The sequence below is a fragment of the Asticcacaulis sp. MM231 genome, assembly GCF_964186625.1.
Lineage (GTDB): Bacteria > Pseudomonadota > Alphaproteobacteria > Caulobacterales > Caulobacteraceae > Asticcacaulis.
Genome location: NZ_OZ075110.1, coordinates 210,710 through 232,915, shown reverse-complemented (window position 1 = coordinate 232,915; position 22,206 = coordinate 210,710). Strand labels below are relative to the sequence as shown.

Here is a 22,206-nt window from a genome sequence, read left to right as displayed (position 1 = left end):
CCCTTGCTCACGGACCTGAGGGATCGGTTCGTATCACGCCGTAGTGGGGGCGCGCGCCGTCAAGGTCAATCTCTATGCGATCAATCATCAGGCCTGGGTCGACGGCGTATACGCTCAAAGTGTGTTCGCCCGCCAGCATAGGCCTGAAATCAAACGTTTTGATCGCCGTGTTCGACAGCACATTGGCCCGCCATGGATCGCTGCGTCCGACGGTCGAAACGTCAAGCATTTGAAGGGGACCGTCGTCAAGCCGGACAAGCGCCCTTAGGGCTTGATCGGGCGTCGCCGGATGGGTGGGCAGGGCGACGAGTTTAACCGTCCCGCCCGATTCCGAAGAGGTTGCGAAGCGATAGGTGAGGGGCGCGCGTTTCAAAGCCTCGTCGGGGGCGGCGGACGTCAGGTTCGGCCGGATGCGCAGCACGCTGCCCAGGCTACCCAGCTCATCGATGCGTTCCCAGTCATTGCTTACCGTGGCCAGATCCGGGCGCAGGGTGACACGGCGGTTATCTTCGGCCGTCATCGTCATCGACATGGCCGGCAATATGCGCACATAGACTGTGTGCTCAGCCCCGCCGCACATAAGCTTCAGTTCTTTGTCGCCGGGGGGCGACGCGCCGTCATAGCTGAGGCTCAGCTGTGTCTGATAATGGTTTTGAGCGTTCAAGGTGCCGTATTGGCTGGAAAGGGTCAGGCCGGCCATGGGCCTCTGAAGCGACCAGTCCTGAGATACGGGCTGATGCGAGAACAGGGTCACCGGTCGGGTTTGGGGGCGTCCTGCGACAAAGGTCAGGGTGTTGTGATCATGGATCCATTGGCCGGAAAGCGACAGCTCGCAGCCCGTCTTGGGTGAGACGCTCCAGTTAGGCCAAACGGGTTCGTCAAAGACCGGCAGGCGTCGCGGCGCCATATCCATGATACCCCGCCATTTGCCGCCTAAAAGCGCATTGTAGCGCTCAGTGTCTTCGACGAGACCGGCGTGGGCAGTCCGGGCGTTATCGACGTAGCTGTTCACAGAGGCGCGTTGCTCGCGGGCATAAAGATCGGCGAGATCGAGGTTGAGGATGCGCGCGTTCAGGTTGGCACTCGCCCTGACGGGATAGAGAACAAGCTCATAAAAGGCCGCCTGCCGATCTGCAGGCAGGGTGGCGCCGATCGCTTCGGCCTCTGCGGTCAGATCACGATAGGCCTTCACGCGATCCTCGGCTTCCTGCCCATCGAAACTGACATAGTCCGTCGGGCGGTTGGGCGTGACCCACTCGGCCTGCCCGAAGCCCATGAACTCCGGCTTGCGCTCGAACGCCAGGTCGTAATAGCGCCTCATGAGGCTGGCCAACGCCCTGGCCTGCGTCTCGCCAAACTGTTCGCGCATAAACTCACGCAGATGCGCATCCGCCGGCTGGGTGAGCAGGTCGGCATCAAAGGCCAGGTCGAGGAAATACTGCGACAGATACTCGATCGGCTTGATATCGCCGACATTGACGATCCACATCCTGCGGGCATTGGTATCAAAGGCGCGCCCCATTTCCTCGCGGATCAGGCCGGGATGGGTAGTGCCGAGCCAGAGATAGTCATGCGGGCGCCCCCAATAGGAGAGATGGTAATATACGCCGGCGCCGCCTGATCTTGTCTGTTCGGCCGGACCGGACAGGCGTCTCAGATAGCCATAGTTGTCATCGGCCCACATCAGGGTGATATCGTCCGGAATTTTAAGGCCGGAATCGTAAGCTTCCTGAAGCTCATGATAGGCCACATAGACCTGGGGCGTTGTCGCGGCCGGACGCCTGAGCGTTTGGGTCAGGAGGTCGCGCTGGATGTCGGTGACATGTTCAAGAACCTGACTGCGTTCCTGCGTGGTGGAGGCGCCCTGCATGGGCCCGTCGTGAATGCCGCGCAGCCCCACAGTGTAGATGCTCTCATAGGGCGCGCTCTGCTTGATGCGGTCTTTCCAGTAGGTGGCTATTTTTTTGCCATTGCGTGTGAAATCAAAAGCGCCGCTTTTGGATTCATCCCACTCGCGCAAATTATTGCGCATCATTGGTTCGGCGTGTGATGTACCCATGACGATGGCATAGTCATGGGCCAGTTTCGGATTGGCAGGGTCGCTGTAAAAGGGCGTCGAGACGGTGTGCATAGCCGGCCAGAGCGTATTGGCCTTCAGCCGCCACATCAGTTCGAAAACGCGCCTGTAGGTATTGGGGCCGATATTACCCTTGGCGGGATCTTGTGTGGCGGCGGCCCAGGGTTCCAGGCCCCAGTCTTCATCGTTGAGGAAGATGCCGCGGTATTGCACCGAGGGCGGCTTCGAGGTGAAAGCCGCCTCGGACACCGACAGGTGGGATTGTTGCCGGGGCGTTACGTCAGCCCACCACGACCAGGGTGAGATACCCAGGCTTCTGGAAAGATCGACCGCGCCGTATATGGCGCCACGAAGATCGGAACCGGCGATCACCACATAGGTGGCCGTGCCATCACGGACAACAAAGCGACGGTAAACTTCCCATTGCCCGGACAGGTCATCGAGCGGGATATTGGCCCGCCGGGCGAGGGCTTGTACGCGCGGCGCGTCATAAAGGCCCAGTAACACGCAGGTGGTTCGGCACTGTGCCCGATCGCTTGCGGCCACGGGCGTCTTCCCTGTCAGATCGTGCAGGTCCCCCGCCAGCATCTGTGCCGCCAGGGGCAGGGCGGCGTCGCCTTGAGGGGCGTCATAGAGGACCTCCGCCACGCGCTGTCCGTCAAACAGCGTGACATCGGCCTGAGGTTGAGGTTGAGGTTGAGGCTGAGCCTGAGCCTGAGGGCTAAGCACCACCCAAGTGAGGCAGATGAAGGTCGCCCAAAAACGAGGTCTGACGGATGTCACGCGCTATATTCCTTCCGTATTCCTCACAAGACGACATGACCGTCGCGTGCGCGACAGCGACCTGCGCGAACGGGTCATTTTTTTTGGTCAACCATTTTGGATTTAAAGACAATGTTGCTAACAAATACAACAAGAAATCTCAATGGGTTACGTCCATGGCCTGGTCTGCAGGACGCATGGATGACGCCCAGGCGGCCTCAGCAAGAGACCGCTATGGTCTCGATCACTTTGAAACTTATAGACAAATTTTTTTCTCTCCCTATCATTCCGCCCAGCCTGGAGCGTTCGGTCTCCTGGGAGAAAGAGCGCACCGCAAGGGGCAGGGAGCAGGACAATGTCGCAAGGCACCATCAAAAAAGTCGTCATTGCGGGCGGAGGCACCGCCGGATGGATGACCGCGGCCTGGTTTTCCCGGATTTTGCGCGACGACTTCGAAGAGATTGTGCTGGTTGAGAGCGAGGAGATCGGTACGGTCGGCGTCGGTGAGGCGACGACGCCCTATATCCATGTTTTTAACCGCCACCTGGGGATCAACGAAAATGAATTTGTCCGCTTCACGAAGGGCACGTTCAAACTGGGCATTGAGTTCGTCAACTGGGGACGTCAGGGCCACGCCTACCATCACTCCTTTGGTCCCTATGGTCGTGACTACGGCGCCTTGCCATTTCATGCCGTCTGGCTGAGGCACTATCTCGAGAATGGCGCCGATCGGCTTGAAAATTACAGCCTTCAATCTCTGGCCTCGATCAACGGGCGCTTTATGCGACCGACGGGGGCCAATTCGCCCCTGGCGGAGATTGCCTATGCCTACCAGTTCGACGCCTCCTTATATGCGCGTTTTCTACGCACAATCTCCGAGGCAGCGGGCGTGGTGCGGCTGGAAGGCAAAATCGGGCGGGTCAATCTGGGAGATTCGGGCTTCATTGAGAGCCTTTCCCTGGAAGATGGCCGTCGCATCGATGGCGATCTGTTTATCGACTGCACGGGTTTTCGCGCCCTCTTGCTGGGCGAGGCCCTTGGGGTTGGCTATATCGACTGGTCGCGTTACCTGCCGTGCGATCGCGCCCTGGCCGTACCGACTGCCCGCAAAGGTCCGCCGGCCCCCTATACGCGCTCCACAGCCCTGAGCGCCGGCTGGCAATGGCGTATTCCGTTGCAACACAGGGACGGCAACGGCCACGTCTTTTCGAGCGCCTTCATCGATGACACGCAGGCGATGGATGCGCTTCTGGCCAATCTGAACTCGCCGCCTCTGGCCGATCCAAGGCCGATCCGCTTTACGACCGGCCGTCGTGAGACCTTCTGGAAAAAGAACTGTATCGCGGTTGGTTTATCGGCGGGCTTTCTGGAGCCCCTGGAATCCACCTCGATCATGCTGATCCAGAACGCCATTCTGCGCCTGCAATATCTCTTCCCAGACAAGGATTTTTCAAGGGCGGACACGGCCGCCTACAATGCGGCCATGGTGCGTGAGTACGAAGACATACGCGACTTTCTCATACTGCACTACAAGGTTGGCACGCGCGACGACTCGGAGTTTTGGCGATACTGCCGCCATATGGACATTCCTGACGGTCTGCAAAACCGCATTGACCTGTTTTCAAGCCGTGGACGTATCCCTGAGGAGCGTGGCGAGCAGTTCCGTACGCCCAGTTGGTTAGCGGTCATGATCGGGCAGGGGCTGATGCCGGCGGCGCCGGAACCGCTCAGCCTGAGCCTGCCTTCAGACGCCCTCAAAGCGTGGCTGTCGGACTTGCGCAGTGTCATCGGGAACTGCCTTACCCGTATGCCCACGCATGAAGACTATATTGCGCAACATTGTCAGGCCCGCCTGTCCGAAAGCGCCTGATGATCTGGAGGCGTCTGATAAACGCCGAGTGGCATTCCTATAAAAAGGGCCTGGCAGATGAAACTGCCAGGCCAGTAAGGCGCGGTGCGGGAGACCGGATCCGCGTCTGAGGGAGGATACGCAAAGGGTCCTTTGCACAGATAGCCATCCAAGGGGCGGCTAAAAAAGAGGAGGCGTAACCATAGGGAAGGGTCACGCCTCCGAGTTAAGGAACCTCCGGGGTTAGAAGATCGCCTTAACCGTGAGGGTATAGGTGCTGCCGTCGTAGTCGATCCAACGGACCAGCTTGCTGTCGTTTTCGTATTCAAAACGCTTAGCATTGGTCATGTTGTAAGCGTCCAGCGACACCGTAACCTGATCATTGATATTGTAGGAGGCCGACATATCGAGCTGACCCCGCGCCTTGACGGAGCGTGCGCTGCCGCTGTAGGTGCCGTTAGCGTTAAGCGGATAATCTGAGCGCCAGTTATAGGTGGCGCGGACGCCCCATTTGGTGGTCTCGTAATAACCGATCGCGTTGTAGGTGAACTTTGAGATGCCAGGGAAGGGCGCAAGTGCCGGGCTCTTCGCCTGTGTGAAGGCATAGTTGAAGTTACCGCCGAAGTTCTTCCAGAAGCCGGGCAGGAAGTCCAGGTTCTGTTGAATGTTGAACTCAAGGCCGTGCACATAGGTCGGCTTGTCCAGATTATAGCTGCCGGAGGCGTAGATATATACCGTCTTGGTGCTTGTGCTCAGAGCCGTGGCGATACAGTTCGTACCATCCCAGTTGAGCGCCCCATAGCCCCAGTTCGAGCCATCTGCCGGGCACAGAATTGCCGGATCGCTGGTGCTGGCGATGCGCCCCGTGATCTTTTTGTCGAAATAGGCGATCGAGATCAGGCTGTTAGGCCTGTTGTACCACTCCAGAGAGAGGTCGTAGGAATTTGCCAGGTAGGGATGGAGTTTGTTGTTCCCGATGGTGACTGAGGCATTGTAGATCTGCATCAATGACGTCGAGGAGCTTCCATCCAGCGTCGGTTGGCCGAAAATCGAGACGGGCGAGTATTGGCGCGCTTGAGGGCGGACATAGGTTTTGTAATAGGCGCCGCGCAGCACGAGATCGTCACTGACGTCGGCGGCGAAAATGGCCGACGGTAACCAGTAGTGATACTTGTTTTTGATCTCATGCTGGCTGTAGTTGGAAACTGAGCCTACACCATCCGTGAAGGTCGATGTCTGGTCCAGGGTCTGGATCGTGTTATCGGTCGCTTCATAGCGTACGCCAAAGTTACCGCGGATGCGGTGACCGATGAGTTGCGTATCGTATTTAGCCTGGATATAGGCTTCGCCGAGTGTGTTGGTGTTGGTGTAGTTGTAGTTGGCATAGGCGCCATCGGCATAAAGAATATTCAAGCCGACGCTTGTCAGCCCACCATTATTGTAAAGGCTGACCGGGGTCACAGCGGACAGGAACTTCTCAACGTCGATCACCTGCCAGTTCTTGGAGATCGCCGCGTCGCCGCCCATGAAGTCATTGACGGAAGGTGCCGTGATCAACATGTCCTGAGTGATCTTGGTCGTGTCAATCCCGTAGGCCATGTTTCGGAAGCCCTTGGACTTGAAGCGGTTTTGCTCCAGACGCAGGCCACCTTGGATGCTGGTGATCGGCCCCAGTTCAATATAGCGCTCCAAATCAAACTGAGCCGAGTTCACCTGGTTATAGGCGTAGCTCTCAGAACCGGATACGTTAAGTGTATAGGCACCATCGGCGGTATAGAGGTTTTCCGGATCGCAAGACGTCCAGTTCCACGAATTTGCCGCATAGGTTGGCGACGCCTGACAGGCAACACCATCGACCACAGTGGAGGCCGTCGCGTCATTGAACGCATAGTTGAAAATCGCGTTCTGCGGTGTCGGCGTTACACTGTATGAGAAGTCACTAAGCTCACCGAGGCCGGTGTTGAAATTGGCTGTGATGCCATTGGTGCCGGTCGATGACGGATTGGTCTGCAGATCAATTTCGGTTTCGAGCGATGAACTGAGTCCGTTTGAGATCGACAGAACGGCCGCAGCGCGCCACTTGTCATCGTGCCAATCGGCATTGGCTACCAGCCCTTTGGACTGTTGATGCTGAGAGTACAGGCGTGTCGATGATTTGGCCGGGAAGTTGGTCATCGTGATGTCGGAATAGAGATAGCGGCCATCGGAGGTCGAGACCGGATCGCCATTGGTCGCCACCGTGCCCGCACCGTCCCACATCGAGTTGATGAGGAAATATTGCGTGGTCTTGGGCATGTCGCGGTCCGAGTAGAAGCCGACCACACCAAGCTTGGTGTTGTCGTTTGGCTTCCACTCCATGCCGGCGGAACCGGTCCAGAGATTGCCTTCATTGGTGCGGGTGTATTGGCGCAGGGCGCTGTCATACCAGGCACCGGCTGTGCCTTTGGAACCCGTCGTACTGTTCACGTAGGCTGAGGCGTCGTCAACGCCCAGAGCGCTGGCCAGGGAGCGACAGAAGGCTGTTCCAGAACTGGTGCATTCCGTTGGGGAGTAATAGGCCCCATATTTCGAGGCGAAATCCGAGGCGGACAGGCCGGTCGCCTGAGCGGTGAGGGCGCTGTAGGTGTTAAAGCGCAGGGTATCACGACGGAAATTTTCGTGCTTGTAAGCCAGCGTGCCAAAAACCGCCAGATTGGGACTTATGTGCTTATTGTAGCCGAGCGTATAGGCTGGTGAGGCCAGGTCGCCGAGCGTATTGTACTCGTAAGAAGCCTTGGCGAAACCGCCGTCCTTGCGGGACAGGGCGGGGGCGATCTGCATGTCCACGTTACCACTGAGACCGCCAGACTGAGCGTTGGCCATGGGCGATTTTTCGATGACGAAGGCGCTGAAAATGTCAGAATTGAAGGCGCCCAGCGGACCGGACGAATTGTTGCTCAGGGCGGGCGGATCCGCAAAGGCCTGACCGTTCAGGGTCGTGCGGGCATAGGACCCCGGCATGCCGCGTAGGTTGATCGTGGCGTTACGGCCTTCGGCTTCGCGGTTGATCTGGACGCCCGGAATGCGTTGCAGGGCTTCGCCGACGTTCAGGTCAGGGAAACGACCCAGACCATCCGAGGAAATGCCATCGGTGATTTCGATATTATTCTTTTTGGCACGCACCGCGTCGGCGTAGCTCTTCTTGAAGCCGGTAACGATGACTTCTGTCGCGGCGGTGGTATCGGCGGGCACGGCGTCCTGGGCGAGGGCAAATCCCGCCGTGCCGCTCATGAGTATGGTGGCGCAAAGCAGGACATTTTTAAGCCCGCGCCGCCCGTTTATTGGCATTGTCATTATAGTTTCTCCTCTGATACCTCCGTCAGACTGAGCTGCGGAGGCTTTGTCTTCCCACTTGTTTCGACGTGGACTTAGCTTATTGAGCGCTTGACCTATTCACCTTTGAGAGTTTGATTGGCCGACCAATTGTCTCAAAAAAAAGACACCACGGTTTTGGTGCGTCAATCCATCATGAAAAGATACTTAAACTGGCTATTTACAGTTTTAAGTCTCGTCTCAAGAAAGTTTGTATTGAATAAATTCTTAAGGCCCCTAACCCAAGTCTAGCAGATACCGCGTCTTTAGTTGATTAACCTTGGTTGCAAAGTTGCGGATTGCGATCAAAATCTGTTCAACTGTGGTCACACTATGAAACCAAGTGAACGGAAGTCAACGGAAATTAGGCAGTTTTGTGATGTTTCCATTTCGTTTCTAACGCAACTGTTTTTCGTACATCAAGCTTCTTGCGGGGCAGAAACTAATTTGCATATAAAAAAACCACATTATTTCAAAGCACTAATTATAATACAAATTGATGGCGTCGACGCAAAATGGTGAACCATTCCTGCGGTCGTTGTTGCAATTGGGGCACACCTGTCTGAAGCCTGTCCGCTTTTTTGTTCGGCGGGATGACAAGTTTTTATCCGCGGATTTCCGGATTTTCCCCGAGTATATTTATGGGAGCGCTAACAAAAGCCACGCTTGCGTACCGCAAGATCACACGTTATTCTTAAGTCATATAGTTATGAGGGTGGCGCGTGGTGTCATGGTTATCAGCTTGACGGACGACGTATTAATTGTGACCGTATCTGCCCGGGAACAGAGACAGGAAAACCAACCCTATGGCACCCCATTCACCCGCTCTTTCAGCGCGTGTTGATTTCGGACAAGGACGTTCGCGCTTACCGCACGGTCGGCGAATCCCTGCTTGAGCGGATTCGAAATGGTGAGTTCCGCATGCTGGGTAAGCTGCCCACGGAACGTGAATTGGCCGAGATGTATAATGTCGGGCGGGCCGTGGTGCGCGATGCCCTAGTCATGCTCGAAGTCAAGGGCCTTATCCAATCGCGGCAGGGCTCGGGCATCTATATAACGCGCCGTGCCTATGAACTGGACGCAAGTGAAGCGGATGAAGCGGTCAAGGAGCGTCCCTTTGACACCTTGCCGCCGTCGGGGCCGGCCGAATTCTTACAAGCGCAGCAGTGGTTTGAAAGTCATTTGTCGCGGTTGGCCGCCCTTTCGGCGACGGAAGACGACTTAATTGAGCTGGAACGCTTGTGCGAGGACTGCCGCATCGCGCCCCATGCCGGTTCGCGCGCCTATACCGAAATGCGTTTCCATCTGAGCATAGCTCGTGCCACGCAAAATCCGGAACTGATCAGTCTTGCTCACCATCTTTGGCAGAGGCGCGATAACAGCCCGTTGTGGCATAATTTCTATGCTCCGGCGACGGAACTTAAGAGTGATCGCTGGACGGCAGCGCGTGAAAAGCTTGTGGCCGCCCTGCGGCGCCACGACGGTGACGCCGCCTTTGTCGCCATGTGGCAGTATGTCGACGAGATCAAAACCTTTCTGACAGAGGCTAACGCTATCCCCCCGGAAGAGGTTGAGGTGGTACGATCTTAAATGTACCTCTGGCGACCATCGGGCGGCCCAATTTAGGTGCAATCGAAAATTGACAGGCCAATTTTAGGTGATATAGTCAATATCGCACAATTGGTTTGCCAATGTGCCTTGTGTCATAATCCACAGAGTGCGGATGTGGGTTTTTCAGAACAAACATGCGTATTAATTCAAGGTGGACTTTTCAGCGAGACTTCATCTTGTCTTGAACGGGGAGTCCCATTTGCCGCACCTAAATCGCCGTCATTTTCTTGTCTCCGGCCTATCGGCAGCGGCCATCAGCATGGCCGCGGGCGCCACGGGCGCCACAGAGACCACACCGGCCAGCGCCGGTGTATTGCGACGCCTGATCGGTTCGCGCGCGAAGGCCATCAGCTTCAAACTGACGCCGTCCGGTTCGGCCAAGCCGTGGTATGCGGTCTCGGCGCACGGCGGCAAGCTGACGGTCGAAGGTTCTGATCCGGTGGCCCTGACCAAGGGCGCCTACAGCTATCTTAAATCGACCGGTGCCGCGCACGTAAGCTGGGAGGGCGATCGCGTCGACCTGCCGTGGCGTCTGCCGGATGCCGCCCTGACGCGCACCGAAACGCCTTTCCGCCATCGCGCCTATATGAACACCTGCACCTTTGGCTACACCACGCCGTGGTGGACCTGGTCGCGCTGGGAGCGCGAAATCGACTGGATGGCGCTGCACGGCATCGATATGCCTCTGGCCATGGAAGGTCAGGAATATGTCTGGCAGGCGCTGTGGCGTGAAAACGGTCTGAGCGACGCCGAACTGGCTGCCTATTTCTCGGGGCCGGCCTTCACGCCGTGGCAGCGCATGGGCAATATCGAGGGCTATGACGCCCCGGTGCCGCAGGCCTGGATCCACAAGAAGCAGGTTCTGCAAAAGCAGATCCTGGGGCGGATGCGTGAGCTTGGCATGACGCCGATCCTGCCGGCGTTTGGCGGTTATGTGCCGAAAGCCTTCGCGGAAAAGCATCCCGAAGCCCGGATCTACAAGATGCGTGCCTGGGAAGGCTTCCACGAAACCTACTGGCTTGACCCAGCCGATCCCTTGTTTGCCAGGCTGGCCGGTCGCTTCATCGCGCTCTATACCGAAACCTATGGCGAGGGGCAGTACTACCTCGCCAACTCATTCAACGAGATGCTGCCGCCGATCGCCGCCGATGGCTCCGACGCCGCCAAGGCGAGCTATGGCGACGCCACCGCCAACACCAAGGCCGTAGCCGAGGTCGATCCGGCGGTGAAGGCCAGGCGTCTGGCGGCCTATGGTGAGGCGATCTATGACTCGATCCGTCAGGCGCGCCCCGATGCCGTCTGGGTGATGCAGGGCTGGCTGTTCGGCGCTGACAAGGCGTTCTGGTCGAGCGACGCCATCGGCGCCTTCCTGAGCCTGGTGCCGGACGACAAGCTGATGGTGCTCGATATCGGCAATGACCGCTATCCCGATGTCTGGACCCGCGCCGATGCCTTCAAGGGCAAGACCTGGATCTATGGCTATGTCCATAATTACGGGGGCTCAAACCCGGTCTATGGCGATCTCGACTTCTATCGCAGCGACCTCAAGGCGATCACCGCGAGCGACAAAGCGGGTAATCTGGCTGGCTTCGGTGTCTTCCCCGAGGGCCTTCACAACAACAGCGTTGTCTACGAATATCTGTACGATCTGGCGTGGGGCGATGTGCCGGTAGCCGACTGGCTTCAGACCTATACGCGCGCCCGTTATGGCCACACCTCGCCGGCCCTGATGCAGGCGTGGAGCGATCTGCAAAAGGCGGTTTACCAGACGCGCTACTGGACGCCGCGCTGGTGGAAAAGCCGTGCCGGCGCCTATCTTTTCTTTAAGCGTCCGACGATCGAGGGCGCTGATTTTCCGGCTCTGCCCGGCGACTGGACTTCTGCTGAAACAGGCGCTGACGGAATTCCTGGCGCTCGGCAAGAGCTACGGTCATTCGCCGTTGTTCTGCAACGATGTGATCGACGCCACGCGCCATCTTGTCAGTGGGGACCTTGATCGGCTGGTGCAGGTGGCCATCAAGGCCTATCAGACCGGCGACTTTCAGGCGGGTGACAAGGCCGTAGCGGATCTCAGTGATCTCACCACCCGGCTTGACGCCTTGCTCGGGTATCAGCAGGAAACCTTGAGTAGCTGGATCGACGACGCCCGCGCCTATGGCGATACGCCGGCGGAATCGGCCTATTATGTCGAGAACGCCAAGGCGCAGGTGTCAGTCTGGGGCGGCAAGGGCAATCTCAACGACTATGCCTCGAAGGCCTGGCAGGGCATGTACAAGAGCTTCTATCTGCCGCGCTGGCTGAAGCTGTTCAGCGCTCTGCGCGCCGGCGGTTTCGATCAGGCGGCCTTCACCGTCAGCATCACCACGTGGGAACATGACTGGGTGAACGATGGTCAGGTCTATACTCGCAGTAAGCCATCCGATCCGATCGCTGCGGCGCGCGTCCTGCTTGCCCGCCTGGAAGGTGAGGCATGAAACCGGCACGCTTCAAATCACTCGATGTTTTTCGTGGCCTGACCGTCTGCGTCATGATTATTGTCAATACGGCCGGCGCCGGGGCGGAGCCTTTCGCCACCCTGCAGCACGCCAAATGGTTCGGCTTTACGCTGGCCGATGCCGTCTTCCCGTCGTTTCTGTTTGCGGTCGGCAACGCCATGAGCTTCGCGATGAAGCCCGGTGTTTCCAATAGAGACTACCTGCTAAAGGTGCTGAAACGCACCGTGCTGATCTTCCTGCTCGGCTATCTGATGTACTGGTATCCCTTCGTTCATCAGCAGGTCGATGGTAGCTGGGCGCTCAATCCGATCGGTGAAACGCGTATCATGGGTGTGCTGCAACGCATTGCCCTGTGCTTCGGTATCGCCGCCGTGGCCTGCCGCTATCTGCCGGTCAAATACCTGATTGTCCTCTGTGTGATCCTGCTGGTCGGCTACTGGTCGATCCTGATGACCTTTGGCCTGCCGGGCCAGCAATTGACCCCGCTTGGCAATGCCGGCGCCCTGTTCGATCAGGCGGTGATTGGCATCCAGCACATGTACAAGAAAGGGCACGGCTACGATCCGGAGGGCTTGCTCAGCACGCTGCCGGCCATCGTCAACGTGATCGCTGGCTATCTCGCCGGTCTTTACATCATGCGTACAGGCGACAAGCCCAAGCTGGTGCGTAACCTCCTGATCGGCGGCACGCTCATCGTTGTGGCCGGCCTGCTGTGGAGCCTTGGCTTCCCGCTGGCCAAACGTCTGTGGACCAGCCCGTTCGTGCTCCTGACCGTGGGCATCGACCTGTTGATCCTCGGCGCCCTGATCACCTATGTTGAGATCGCCGGCCAGACGCGCGGCACGACGTTCTTCGAGATCTTCGGCAAGAACCCGCTCGTCATCTACCTGTTCTCCGAGCTTCTTGTTACCACAATGCAGCTCGTCAAGGTCAATGGCGAAGGGCTTTATGACTGGATCGGCATCCATCTGTTCCAGGCGGTGCTGCCCGGTGCCATCGGTTCCCTGGTCTGCGCCATCGCCTATATGCTGGTGTGCTGGCTACTCGGCTTCGCCATGGACAAGAAGAATATCATCATCAAACTCTAAACCGCTTATACTTCACGCGCGTTTCCATGCCGCGATCGTTACGGACGATCACACCTGTTCCTTTCTCTAAGCTACCTTTTCTCACCGGTCGCAAGACCATGACGACAGCCTGAACTTCAAAGTTGATATCCATGTCACAAACTCCAAAACCCCTCTACTATATCGGCATTGACGGTGGCGGCACGCGATGTCGCGCGCGCCTTACGACCTATGCCGGCCAGGTTCTGGGCGAGGGCAGTGGCGGTCCGTCCAATATTCGTCTCGGACTGGGCGCGGTCTGGCGCAATATCATGGTGGCGGTGGACGAAGCCCTGGTGACCGCGGGCCTTACCCATGCGGATCTTCAGGACATTCATCTCGGGTTGGGGCTGGCCGGCATCACCTCGCCGACCAGTGCCCAGGTGACGATTGATTCCGGACCGGCTTTTGGCGCGATCTACGCCTCCAGTGACGCGCACGCGGCTTGTCTGGGCGCATTCTCGGGCCACGATGGTGCCATTCTGATCGCCGGCACAGGCAGTGCGGGCTATATCTTCAGCGACGGCATCGGCCAGTCGATCGGGGGTTGGGGCTTCGAGGTGGGTGATGATGGCTCGGCCGCCGGACTGGGGCGCGCGGCGCTGCGTGCGGCCTTGCGCAGTCACGACCAGGTTGCGCCGGTCTCCGACATGACCCGTGAGATCATCGCGGAGCTCGGCGGTCACACCGCCGATGTCATTGCCTTTGTCACCACGGCCACCCCGAGTGATTTTGGCGCCATGGCGCCGATGATCATGGGCCACGCCATGAACAGAGACCCCGTCGCCTTACGCCTTGTCCAGGACGTTGCCGACGAAGTGGGGCGTTACATTGCCCGCCTCCATGAGCTTGGCGCGTCCCAAATCGCCCTGGTGGGCGGTATGGCAGAACCGATCACGCCGTGGCTCAATCCGGCCGCCAGACGCTTGCTGACCGACGCGGAACAGGATCCGATGGAAGGCGCCATTTTTCTTGCCAAGGGCATTGGCAATGGCTTCGCCTCGGTGGACGTGTCTCAGTAAGGCCTGTCTGAGACAGATAGCAGCACGGGCGCGCGTCTTGCGATGCCCGTGCGCATTGACCCTTGGAAGGCTCGCTGTCTACAGCGTGTTTCGGAAAGGGCTCTACGCGGTCAGTCCTGTGCCCATGATCTTCAGTACGGGCGTGAAAGAGGGCCGGCTGTAGGGTAGCTTGACCGTCAGGCCACCCAGCCCCAGTTCGAAATCGAGTGCCTGGCCGTGGCCCAAAAGCTCGACGCGTTCGATCCGGCCCTTGCGCTGAGCCTGGCCTGCCGCCATGCAGGTCAGGACGACAAAACCGCTGTCAGGCCAGGCCTGCGAGATGGCGTAAAGAACGCCAGCCTTGGTGGTGAAACGTATATCTTCGTGGGTGAAGGGCTTGGCGTCGCCTTCGTTCATCATGCCTTCTACCGGCTTGAAGGGCCCCTCACCGTAGATGTCCCACGGGCGGGTGGCGAAGATGGCATCACCGTTGACGCTGAGCCACGATCCCACGCCGTCTACGATTTTTTCTTCTTTTTCGTCGATCGAGCCGTCGGCGCGTACCGGAATATTGAGCAGCAAGTTGCCGTTTTTCGAGACCACATCGCACAGACGCTGAATGACCTGCAGGGCGTTCTTGTAGCCGTCACGTTCATACAGCGGCCGATCGTAATGCCAGTTGCCGATGCAGGTGTCGGTTTGCCAGGGCAGGGGGCGCAGATGGTCGGAAAAGCCACGCTCGACGTCTTCCACAATGGCGCGGCGTTGCAGATCGTTGAGCTTCTTGCCATTGACGACGACGTCTAACTTACCATGCCAGTCGAGGCTGCAATTGTAAAAATAAGCCGTCGCATCCAGGCCAGCCTGTTCAAGCGGCAAGGTGTAATCATCAAAATAAAGCAGGTCAGGCTTGTAGGTGTCGACCATGTCCTTGGTGCGGGCCAGCCATTTTTTGACAAAATAGGGATCTTGCGGCGGCACGGTTTCCAGCCACTGACCGGAATGCGCGTCATGGTAGGCGTTCATCGCCTTGATCGAATCAAGGCCATCGGGTGGCGTCATATCGCGCTGACGCCCCGTGTAGAGTTCCTGGGGGTCGAGGCCCTCCCACCACAAACCCTTGCCATCTTCCTTCTTCAGGCGATAGGCGTCATAGCGCAGGCCGCGCGCGGCGCCTTCCGGGTCGTAACCATAGGCGGTCTGCCACCAGTGCCAGGCGTGAGAGAGGTGGTTCGATAGCCCGAAGCGCAGGCCGTGGTCCCGCGCCGCCTTGGCCCATCCCGCCATGGTATCGCGCTTGGGCCCGACCTTCGTTATGTTCCAGTCCTGATATTTCGAGTCGAACATATCGAAATTGTCGTGGTGGCCCGCCATGGCGACAAAGTATTTCGCCCCGGCCTTCTTATAAAGCCTAACCAGATGGTCAGGGTCGAAGGCATCAATTTTCCAGTTCCTGAGAAATTCCATGAAGCCGAACTGCGCCGGATGGCCGTAGGTCTTGACATGGTGATCGTAGGCTTTGTCGCCCTGCATATACATGCTGCGGGCATACCAGTCGCCGAATTCCGGGATGCACTGAGGCCCCCAGTGCGCCCAAAAGCCAAGCTTGGCGTCACGGAACCACTCCGGCGTTTGATAGCCGGAGGCGAGGGTTTGCCATGTGGCTGCCAAACGCTGGGGCTTGGCCTGGCTATGTGGCGCCATGAAACCACTCGCTGTCGCTGCCGCGATAATCGATCGTCTTGAAACCCGCATCCTTAGCCTCCGCACTTTTGGGTGGCTCATCTAATGAGCATCAACCAATTTAGTAAACCGCCTAAACGGGTTGATCACAATAAAGTATGATAATTTAAAACTGTGTCACTCTGGCAGGGATGTCAGGGTCAGGCGGGCGGCGGGAACGCCGTCCATCGTCGCGGTGACGATCACGGGCGCACCGACAGAGCCGCGCCTTGCGCGCACAACGGCCTGGGCCAGACCGTTGAAGAGATGACGCGATGACGCCTGATCGGCCTCAAGACTGGTCGGATTTCCGTTGCCAACGCCGGCGATGCGGGCAGGCCCAGACAGGCTGAAATGGATGAGGTTGTCGGCGGTCGGCAAGGCTGTGCCCTGGGCGTCGAAGAGCTCGGCGCGAATGAGCGCGATATCCTGCCCGTCCGTGCGCAGGCCGGACCTGTCCGAGGTGATCGACAATCGGGTGGCCGGGCCTGCGGTACGGCGCGCGGTCTTCATGACCACCTTATCGCCCTTGAAACCATAAGCGACCAGTTCGCCCGGGGTATAGGGTACGGACCATTGCACATGACCGTCTTTCGGGACGCTCTGAACACCCAGTGAACGTTTATTAAGGAACAGTTCGACCTTGTCGAGATTGCTGTAGGCCCAGACGTCAATCGTCTTGCCTTCCGATCCCGTCCAGTTCCAGTGCGGCAGCAGGTGCAGCACCGGCGCCGATTGCCACCAGGATTTGTAGTAATAGTAAATATCCTTGGGAAAGCCGCAGGTGTCCAGAATGCCGAAATGGGAGGAGATCTCGGGCCAGCGGTTGAAGGGCGTCGGTTCGCCGCGATAATCGAAGCCGGTCCAGACGAGTCCCCCGGCCAGATAGGGCTTGGCGTTGTAAAGTGACCACCAGGCGCTGGCCGTCAGGGCGTAGGAGGGGGCATCCAGATCATAGGCCCTCACATAGCCTTTCACCTCATCGCGGACATATTCGCCGCGTGTTGATACGGCGCTGGCGGTTTCGGTGCCGACAATCGGCATGTCGGGGTAAAGCTTGCGGAAGGGTTCGATGCTCAATTCGTGATAGTTGAAGCCCATGACATCCAGCGCGGGTGTCAGGCCCTGCCCCTGATAGTGGTTCATGGCCGCCGTGATCGGCCGGGTCGGATCGAGCGACTTGACGAGGCGGCGCATGTCCAGCGCGATCTTCAGGCCGCGCTCTGTGCCCTGCTGAGCCGTTTCCTCATTGCCGATCGACCAAAGGATGACGCTCGGATGGTTGCGGTCGCGGCGGATGAGGGTTGCAAGCTGGCTCAGGCCTTCAGGCGTCGCGGTCATCAGGCGTGTTTCGTCGATGACGAGCATGCCCAGTTCGTCACAGGCCTCCAGAATAGCTTCGTTGGGCATGTTATGGGCGCAACGCCAGATGTTTGCGCCCATGTCCTTCAGTTGCCTGACGCGCCAGCGATGCAGGGCGTCCGGCACGCCTGTGCCCACGCCGGCATGATCTTCATGGTTGTTGGCGCCCCGAAGCTTCAGCCATGTCCCATTGAGGAAAAAGCCTTCTTTTGCGTCAAAACGGATGTCGCGCAGACCAAAGCGAACGGTGCTGACATCCAGGGTCTTGCCGGCCTCGCGGACGTCACAGCGCGCCGTATAGAGGTGCGGATCGTCAAGAGACCACAGTTTCGGCGCCGCCAGATGCAAAGCCTTAGACACCAGGCTTTCACTATAGGCATCAAGCTGCGCCGTGGATGTGACCGAGGCTACGGTGCGGCCCTCACGGTCGTAGATATCGGTGACCAGATCGACCGTCCTTGGATGGGCCGATGCGTTTTTGAGCGTCGCCTCCAGGCTGATGGCGCCGGACGTTTCGCCGCGAACGCACAGGCCCCATTGGGGGACATGCACCTTGTCGGTTTTGACAAGCCAGACATGGCGGTAAATGCCGGCGCCTTCGTAAAACCAGCCTTCGCCCAGGCTGGCGTCAGCCCGAACCAGCAAGATATTCGGCCCTTGCGGGTTTATATAGTTGGTGATGTCGACACTGAAGGGTGTGTAACCACTTTCATGCCGCGTCAGCACGTAGCCATTGAGGATAACGAGGGAGTCTCTGAAGACGCCGTCAAATTCAAGGGTCAGAACGCGGTCCGCATCACCCGGCTGCAGTTCGAAAACCTTGCGATACCAGCCTATGCTGTTTTCCGGAAAGCGACGCCCGATGGCCTTGTAGCCATGACCCGCGCCGGGATCGCCATCTTCCGGATTCTGCGGCGGGATGAAATAGTCGTTACGTGCGAACGGCAGGCCCACGGCCCAATCGTGCGGTAGATCGACCGGCTGCCACAGATGATCGTCAAACTCGGCGGTTGACGGTTCCGCCACCTGACCGTTGCCCTGTTTGGCGTAGGTTTTCTGGTCGCGGCCAAAGCCGAAATCGCGGTTGACGTCAGCGGCGTGTCCCAGGGCAAAGCGCCAGTCGAAGTCAAATAAGATGCGTTCGCGCGGCGCCAGAGAGGGCGCCGATGTCGTTGTCACGGGCCGGACGACCGGCGGCTTCGGCGCGGCAAGCGCTGACACAGGCAGGGCGCTCAGGGCGGCGGCCGCGGAGAGAACAGAGCGACGATCTGGCTTTTTCATAGGCGTTTCCATTTTTTAGACCTGACCCTGCGGTGGTTGTCCACCGCTTTTTAAGAAATTGGTCTGCCAATGAGAGAAGATTACATGGCTTTTTGCGAATGAATAGCGAAAAATTGCGCAAAGAAAGCACTTTTTGTCGGACTTTCGGCGACCGCAATCGCAAATATGCAGCTGGCGGAAGCTATTGGCAGGCCAATGCATCAGGAAAGGCCGCATGCCTTCCACAGGGCGGGTAAACGCAGGGCTCTATCTGCCGCCTGTGAGGGGCGGGGTTTGAGGAAGGGCGAGAATTCATTTGCCAATTCGTTCTGTGTCTATAAATTAGTCGGACAATTTTGCTTCGCGGAGACAAAGCAATGGTATCAGGGATGACAGGGATGATTTGGGCCAGGTCGGCATGCGCCGTTTTCCTCGCCGGCATGATGATGGCCACTCCGGGTTCGGCGGGCGAGCCGATTTCCCCGCGCTTTAACGCAGATCCGTCGCCGCATTATTTCAAGGGGCGCTACTATCTGTACGCCACCAATGATCAGGACAATTCGGGCGCCTACTGGGACTCGACCGACTGGCGTCTGTTTACGTCGAAGGATCTGGTCCATTGGCAGGATGGGGGCGCGTTCCTGTCTGTTTCGGTGTTTGCCTGGGCACGGCCAGACGCCAAGGCATGGGCGCCGGAAGCGGCACATCGAAACGGAAAATACTATTACTATGCCCCCGTCGGTGGAGATAAGATCGGCGTGGCCGTCTCGAACGCACCTGAGGGCCCCTTTGTCGATGCGCGTGGCGATGCCCTGATCGACAAGGCCCGGGATGGAAATGCCGGCGCTGAGCCTATTGATCCGGCGGTTTTGATCGACGATGACGGGCAGGCCTATCTGATGTTTGGCACGCGCGTGCCGAAAATCGTCAAGCTGAAAAGCGACATGATCCACACGGACGGGCCGATCCAGGATCTCATCGTCACCGGCTTTCCCTCGGATGATCCCAAGAAGGCCTATGGCGAGGCGCCCTTCCTGCACAAGCGCAACGGGCTCTACTATTTCAGTTTCTCGACGGGCTGGCCGGGGCAGATCGTTTATGCGACCGCGACCTCGCCCATGGGGCCCTATGCCTATCGCGGCGTGATTTTGGACTACTTACCCATATCGACCAACCATCAGGCTATCATCGAGCACAAGGGACGATCCTGGCTGTTCTATCACGACAATCTGCTGCCCGGTGGCGGTGATCACAAGCGCTCCATTTCCATAGAGCCCCTGACCTATAATCCGGACGGCACCATCCGGCAGGTTTATCCGACCAAACCGGGTGTTGCGCCTGCCAAATAGGGGGCGCAGCCGTCAGACCATAAATCCGAAGCCTGACCAGGCGCGCCTTACTTCCAGGAGATCGACATGAAGACCATCGGACTTTGGGCGCTAGGGTTTTGTGTCTTGCCACTCTCCCTGTCGGCCAGCGCTCAAACGCCGCTTTATCACTACGTCAACCCTATGGTCGGGGTCGGTAACGACAATGAAGGCGATACGGTGCCGGGGCCGGCCCTGCCATCCGGCTCTATCCACCCGAGCCCCGAAACCCTGACCGGAAGCAATGCGGGCTACGATCCGGCAGCGCCGATCAGTGGGTTCGCCCAACTGCACACGCAAGGCTCAGGCGGCGTTACGACCTATGGCACCTTTCTGGTGTCGCCGCAGATCGGCGCGCCGGTGTTTGACGAGACCGGTCATCTGTCGGAAAAGCAGGATGAGCGCGCGGCCGCCGATATGTACGAGGTGACGCTCAAGCGTTACCAGACCCATGTCGAGGTGACGCCCGCCCACTATGCCGCGCTCTATCGCTTCACCTTCCCCAAGGGGGATGCATCGCAACTGGTCTTTGATATCACGCGCAAGATCAAGGGCGTGACCGCCTCCGATCAGTCTGACGTCACCCTCTATCCCCTGGAGGGCAAGATCATCGGCCATGTCAAGGCGAAGGGCTACTGGAGTCCGGCCCTGGTCGATATCTGGTTCTGCGCCAAGGTCGACCAGACACCCACCACATGGGGCGTTTTCCGCGACGGCCAAACGGCTGTGGGCGAGACGACCGCCACGGCGGGAGCGGATCAGCGCCTGGGCGCTTGGTGGACCTTCGATACCCAGGCCGACACGCCGGTGATGATGAAAATCGCGGTGTCCTTTACCTCGGCCGCCACGGCTGAAGCCTTGCTTGCGCACGACATGCCCGGTTGGGATTTCGACGCCGTACGCGAAAAGGCGCAAAACGCCTGGAACACGTCGCTGGGCCAGATCGAGATTTCAGGCGTGCCCGAGCCCGACCTCAGACGCTTTTATACGGCGCTTTATCATACCGCCATTCAGCCCCGCGATCGTTCGCTCGATCAGGCCGAAGCCGATCTTGGCACGCCGCACTGGGATGACTATTACACACTGTGGGATACCTATCGCACCGAGTTTCCGTTGCTGTCGCTGATCCGCCCCAAGGACTATGCCGGCAATATCGCCTCGATCGTCCGGGCCTTTGATCGTTACGGCGCCTTCGACACCGCCTTTATCGCCGGCCACACCTATCATGTGGGTCAGGGCGGTGACGAGGTGGAAAATGTGATCGGCGAAGGCCTGATCCGCGGGGTGCCTGGTGTCAACTGGGGCGAGGCCTACCGCGTCACGCATTTCAATGCGTTCCGGCGCCGCAGCCCGCGCTATCTGACGCAGTTGTATTTTGCCGTTGGCGATAAAAGCCCGGAGCCGGATAATCAACGCGCCCGTTCCGGCTCATCCACGATTGGCTTTGCCCTCAATGACTTTTATGCCGCCAGACTGGCCAGTGCTGCCGGCAAGCCGGAAGAGGCGCAGCTCCTGGCGTCGCGCGCGAAGATGTGGCGCCAGGTCTGGAACCCGCAGGCGCAAAGCGACGGCTATAAGGGCTTTATCCTGCCGAAATATCCGGATGGAAGCTTCCAGCCCCTTGATCCCAAGCTGGGATGGGATGGCAAGACCTACAACAATGTCGGCTTCTATGAAGGGACGTCTTGGATCTATTCCTATGACATGCTGCACGATATTCCCGGCATGGTGAACGCCATGGGCGGGCGTGACAGGTTCATTCAGCGCCTGCAGCACGCCCTGTCATCCGGCCTCATTGATATTACCAATGAACCGTCCTTCTCGACCCCCTGGCTGTTCAGCAATGTCGGGCGGCCCGATCTCAGCGCCTACTGGGCCAATGAGATCTTCAAGAAGTTCACCATCGATGCCTATCCGGGCGACGAAGACAACGGCGCCATGAGTTCGCATTATGTCTTTAATCGCATCGGTCTGTTCCCGAAGCTCGGCGCCGACCAGTTTTATCTGCACGGGCCGCACCAGCCACGCACCGACCTTCATCTGGAAAACGGCAGGACCTTCACGATCCTCGCGCACCATACCGGGGCGAAGGCTATCTATATTCAGAAGGCGCTCTTGAATGGCCGGCCGCTGAACACGCCGTGGCTATCTCAGGCCGACATCATGAAGGGCGGTGTGCTCGACTTGACGCTCGGCAACCGGCCCGGCCACTGGGCCACCCGGCCCGTCAACTGAGAGCAAGG

Annotated in this window: 13 protein-coding genes; 8 read left to right on the top strand and 5 right to left on the bottom strand. The window is 58.6% G+C overall.

Translation table 11 applies throughout. The features are described 5' to 3' along the window. Positions 1-7: 7 nt before the first annotated feature. Positions 8-2,725: a glycosyl hydrolase 115 family protein gene (locus ABQ278_RS20220; RefSeq protein ID WP_349322824.1), complete on the bottom strand. Its 2,718-nt coding sequence runs from the start codon at positions 2,723-2,725 to the stop codon at positions 8-10. A gap of 469 nt (positions 2,726-3,194) precedes the next feature. Here ABQ278_RS20220 and ABQ278_RS20215 point away from each other — a divergent pair, with 469 nt between their 5' ends. Beyond that, complete coding sequence (locus ABQ278_RS20215) at positions 3,195-4,709, top strand: tryptophan halogenase family protein (protein WP_349322823.1); 1,515 nt, start codon at positions 3,195-3,197, stop codon at positions 4,707-4,709. 222 nt (positions 4,710-4,931) lie between these two features. Here ABQ278_RS20215 and ABQ278_RS20210 read toward each other — a convergent pair whose 3' ends face one another. Then, positions 4,932-8,015: a TonB-dependent receptor gene (locus tag ABQ278_RS20210; RefSeq protein WP_349323055.1), complete on the bottom strand. Its 3,084-nt coding sequence runs from the start codon at positions 8,013-8,015 to the stop codon at positions 4,932-4,934. A gap of 690 nt (positions 8,016-8,705) precedes the next feature. Between ABQ278_RS20210 and ABQ278_RS20205 the strand changes: the two genes are divergently transcribed. The 4 genes from ABQ278_RS20205 (at position 8,706) to ABQ278_RS20190 (ending at position 13,233) form a co-directional block, all read left to right on the top strand. Next, positions 8,706-9,629, top strand: a complete 924-nt coding sequence (locus ABQ278_RS20205) for a GntR family transcriptional regulator (RefSeq protein ID WP_349322822.1) — start codon at positions 8,706-8,708, stop codon at positions 9,627-9,629. Positions 9,630-9,849: 220 nt separating this feature from the next. Further along, entirely contained in the window at positions 9,850-11,646 is a 1,797-nt protein-coding gene (locus tag ABQ278_RS20200) for an alpha-N-acetylglucosaminidase TIM-barrel domain-containing protein (RefSeq protein ID WP_349322821.1), read from the top strand. Next, the gene (locus ABQ278_RS20195) at positions 11,591-12,124 is read left to right on the top strand and encodes an alpha-N-acetylglucosaminidase C-terminal domain-containing protein (RefSeq protein WP_349322820.1); all 534 of its coding nucleotides are present in this window, start codon (positions 11,591-11,593) and stop codon (positions 12,122-12,124) included. The genes ABQ278_RS20200 and ABQ278_RS20195 overlap by 56 nt, the downstream gene beginning before the upstream one ends. After that, entirely contained in the window at positions 12,121-13,233 is a 1,113-nt protein-coding gene (locus tag ABQ278_RS20190) for a heparan-alpha-glucosaminide N-acetyltransferase domain-containing protein (protein WP_349322819.1), read from the top strand. Before ABQ278_RS20195 ends, ABQ278_RS20190 begins: the two co-directional genes overlap by 4 nt. Here the strand turns inward: ABQ278_RS20190 and ABQ278_RS20185 are convergent. Beyond that, a complete protein-coding gene (locus ABQ278_RS20185) occupies positions 13,223-13,366 on the bottom strand; it encodes a hypothetical protein (protein WP_349322818.1) in 144 nt (47 codons plus the stop codon). The genes ABQ278_RS20190 and ABQ278_RS20185 overlap by 11 nt on opposite strands. Here ABQ278_RS20185 and ABQ278_RS20180 point away from each other — a divergent pair. Beyond that, positions 13,365-14,273 carry a BadF/BadG/BcrA/BcrD ATPase family protein gene (locus ABQ278_RS20180; protein ID WP_349322817.1) on the top strand — a complete coding sequence of 303 codons (909 nt, stop codon included), beginning with the start codon at positions 13,365-13,367 and terminating at the stop codon, positions 14,271-14,273. The two genes, ABQ278_RS20185 and ABQ278_RS20180, sit on opposite strands and share 2 nt — an antisense overlap. 102 nt (positions 14,274-14,375) lie before the next feature. Here the strand turns inward: ABQ278_RS20180 and ABQ278_RS20175 are convergent, their stop codons facing one another. After that, positions 14,376-15,956, bottom strand: coding sequence for an alpha-L-fucosidase (locus ABQ278_RS20175; RefSeq protein ID WP_349322816.1), 1,581 nt, complete (start codon positions 15,954-15,956; stop codon positions 14,376-14,378). A 156-nt stretch (positions 15,957-16,112) separates the two neighbouring features. Beyond that, the gene (gene galA, locus ABQ278_RS20170; RefSeq protein WP_349322815.1) at positions 16,113-18,617 is read right to left on the bottom strand and encodes a beta-galactosidase GalA; all 2,505 of its coding nucleotides are present in this window, start codon (positions 18,615-18,617) and stop codon (positions 16,113-16,115) included. Positions 18,618-18,994: 377 nt separating this feature from the next. Here galA and ABQ278_RS20165 point away from each other — a divergent pair, with 377 nt between their 5' ends. Further along, on the top strand, positions 18,995-19,945 hold the full coding sequence (locus tag ABQ278_RS20165) for a family 43 glycosylhydrolase (protein ID WP_349322814.1): 951 nt from the start codon (positions 18,995-18,997) through the stop codon (positions 19,943-19,945). Positions 19,946-20,011: 66 nt separating this feature from the next. Then, complete coding sequence (locus tag ABQ278_RS20160; protein ID WP_349322813.1) at positions 20,012-22,198, top strand: GH92 family glycosyl hydrolase; 2,187 nt, start codon at positions 20,012-20,014, stop codon at positions 22,196-22,198. Positions 22,199-22,206 lie beyond the last annotated feature (8 nt).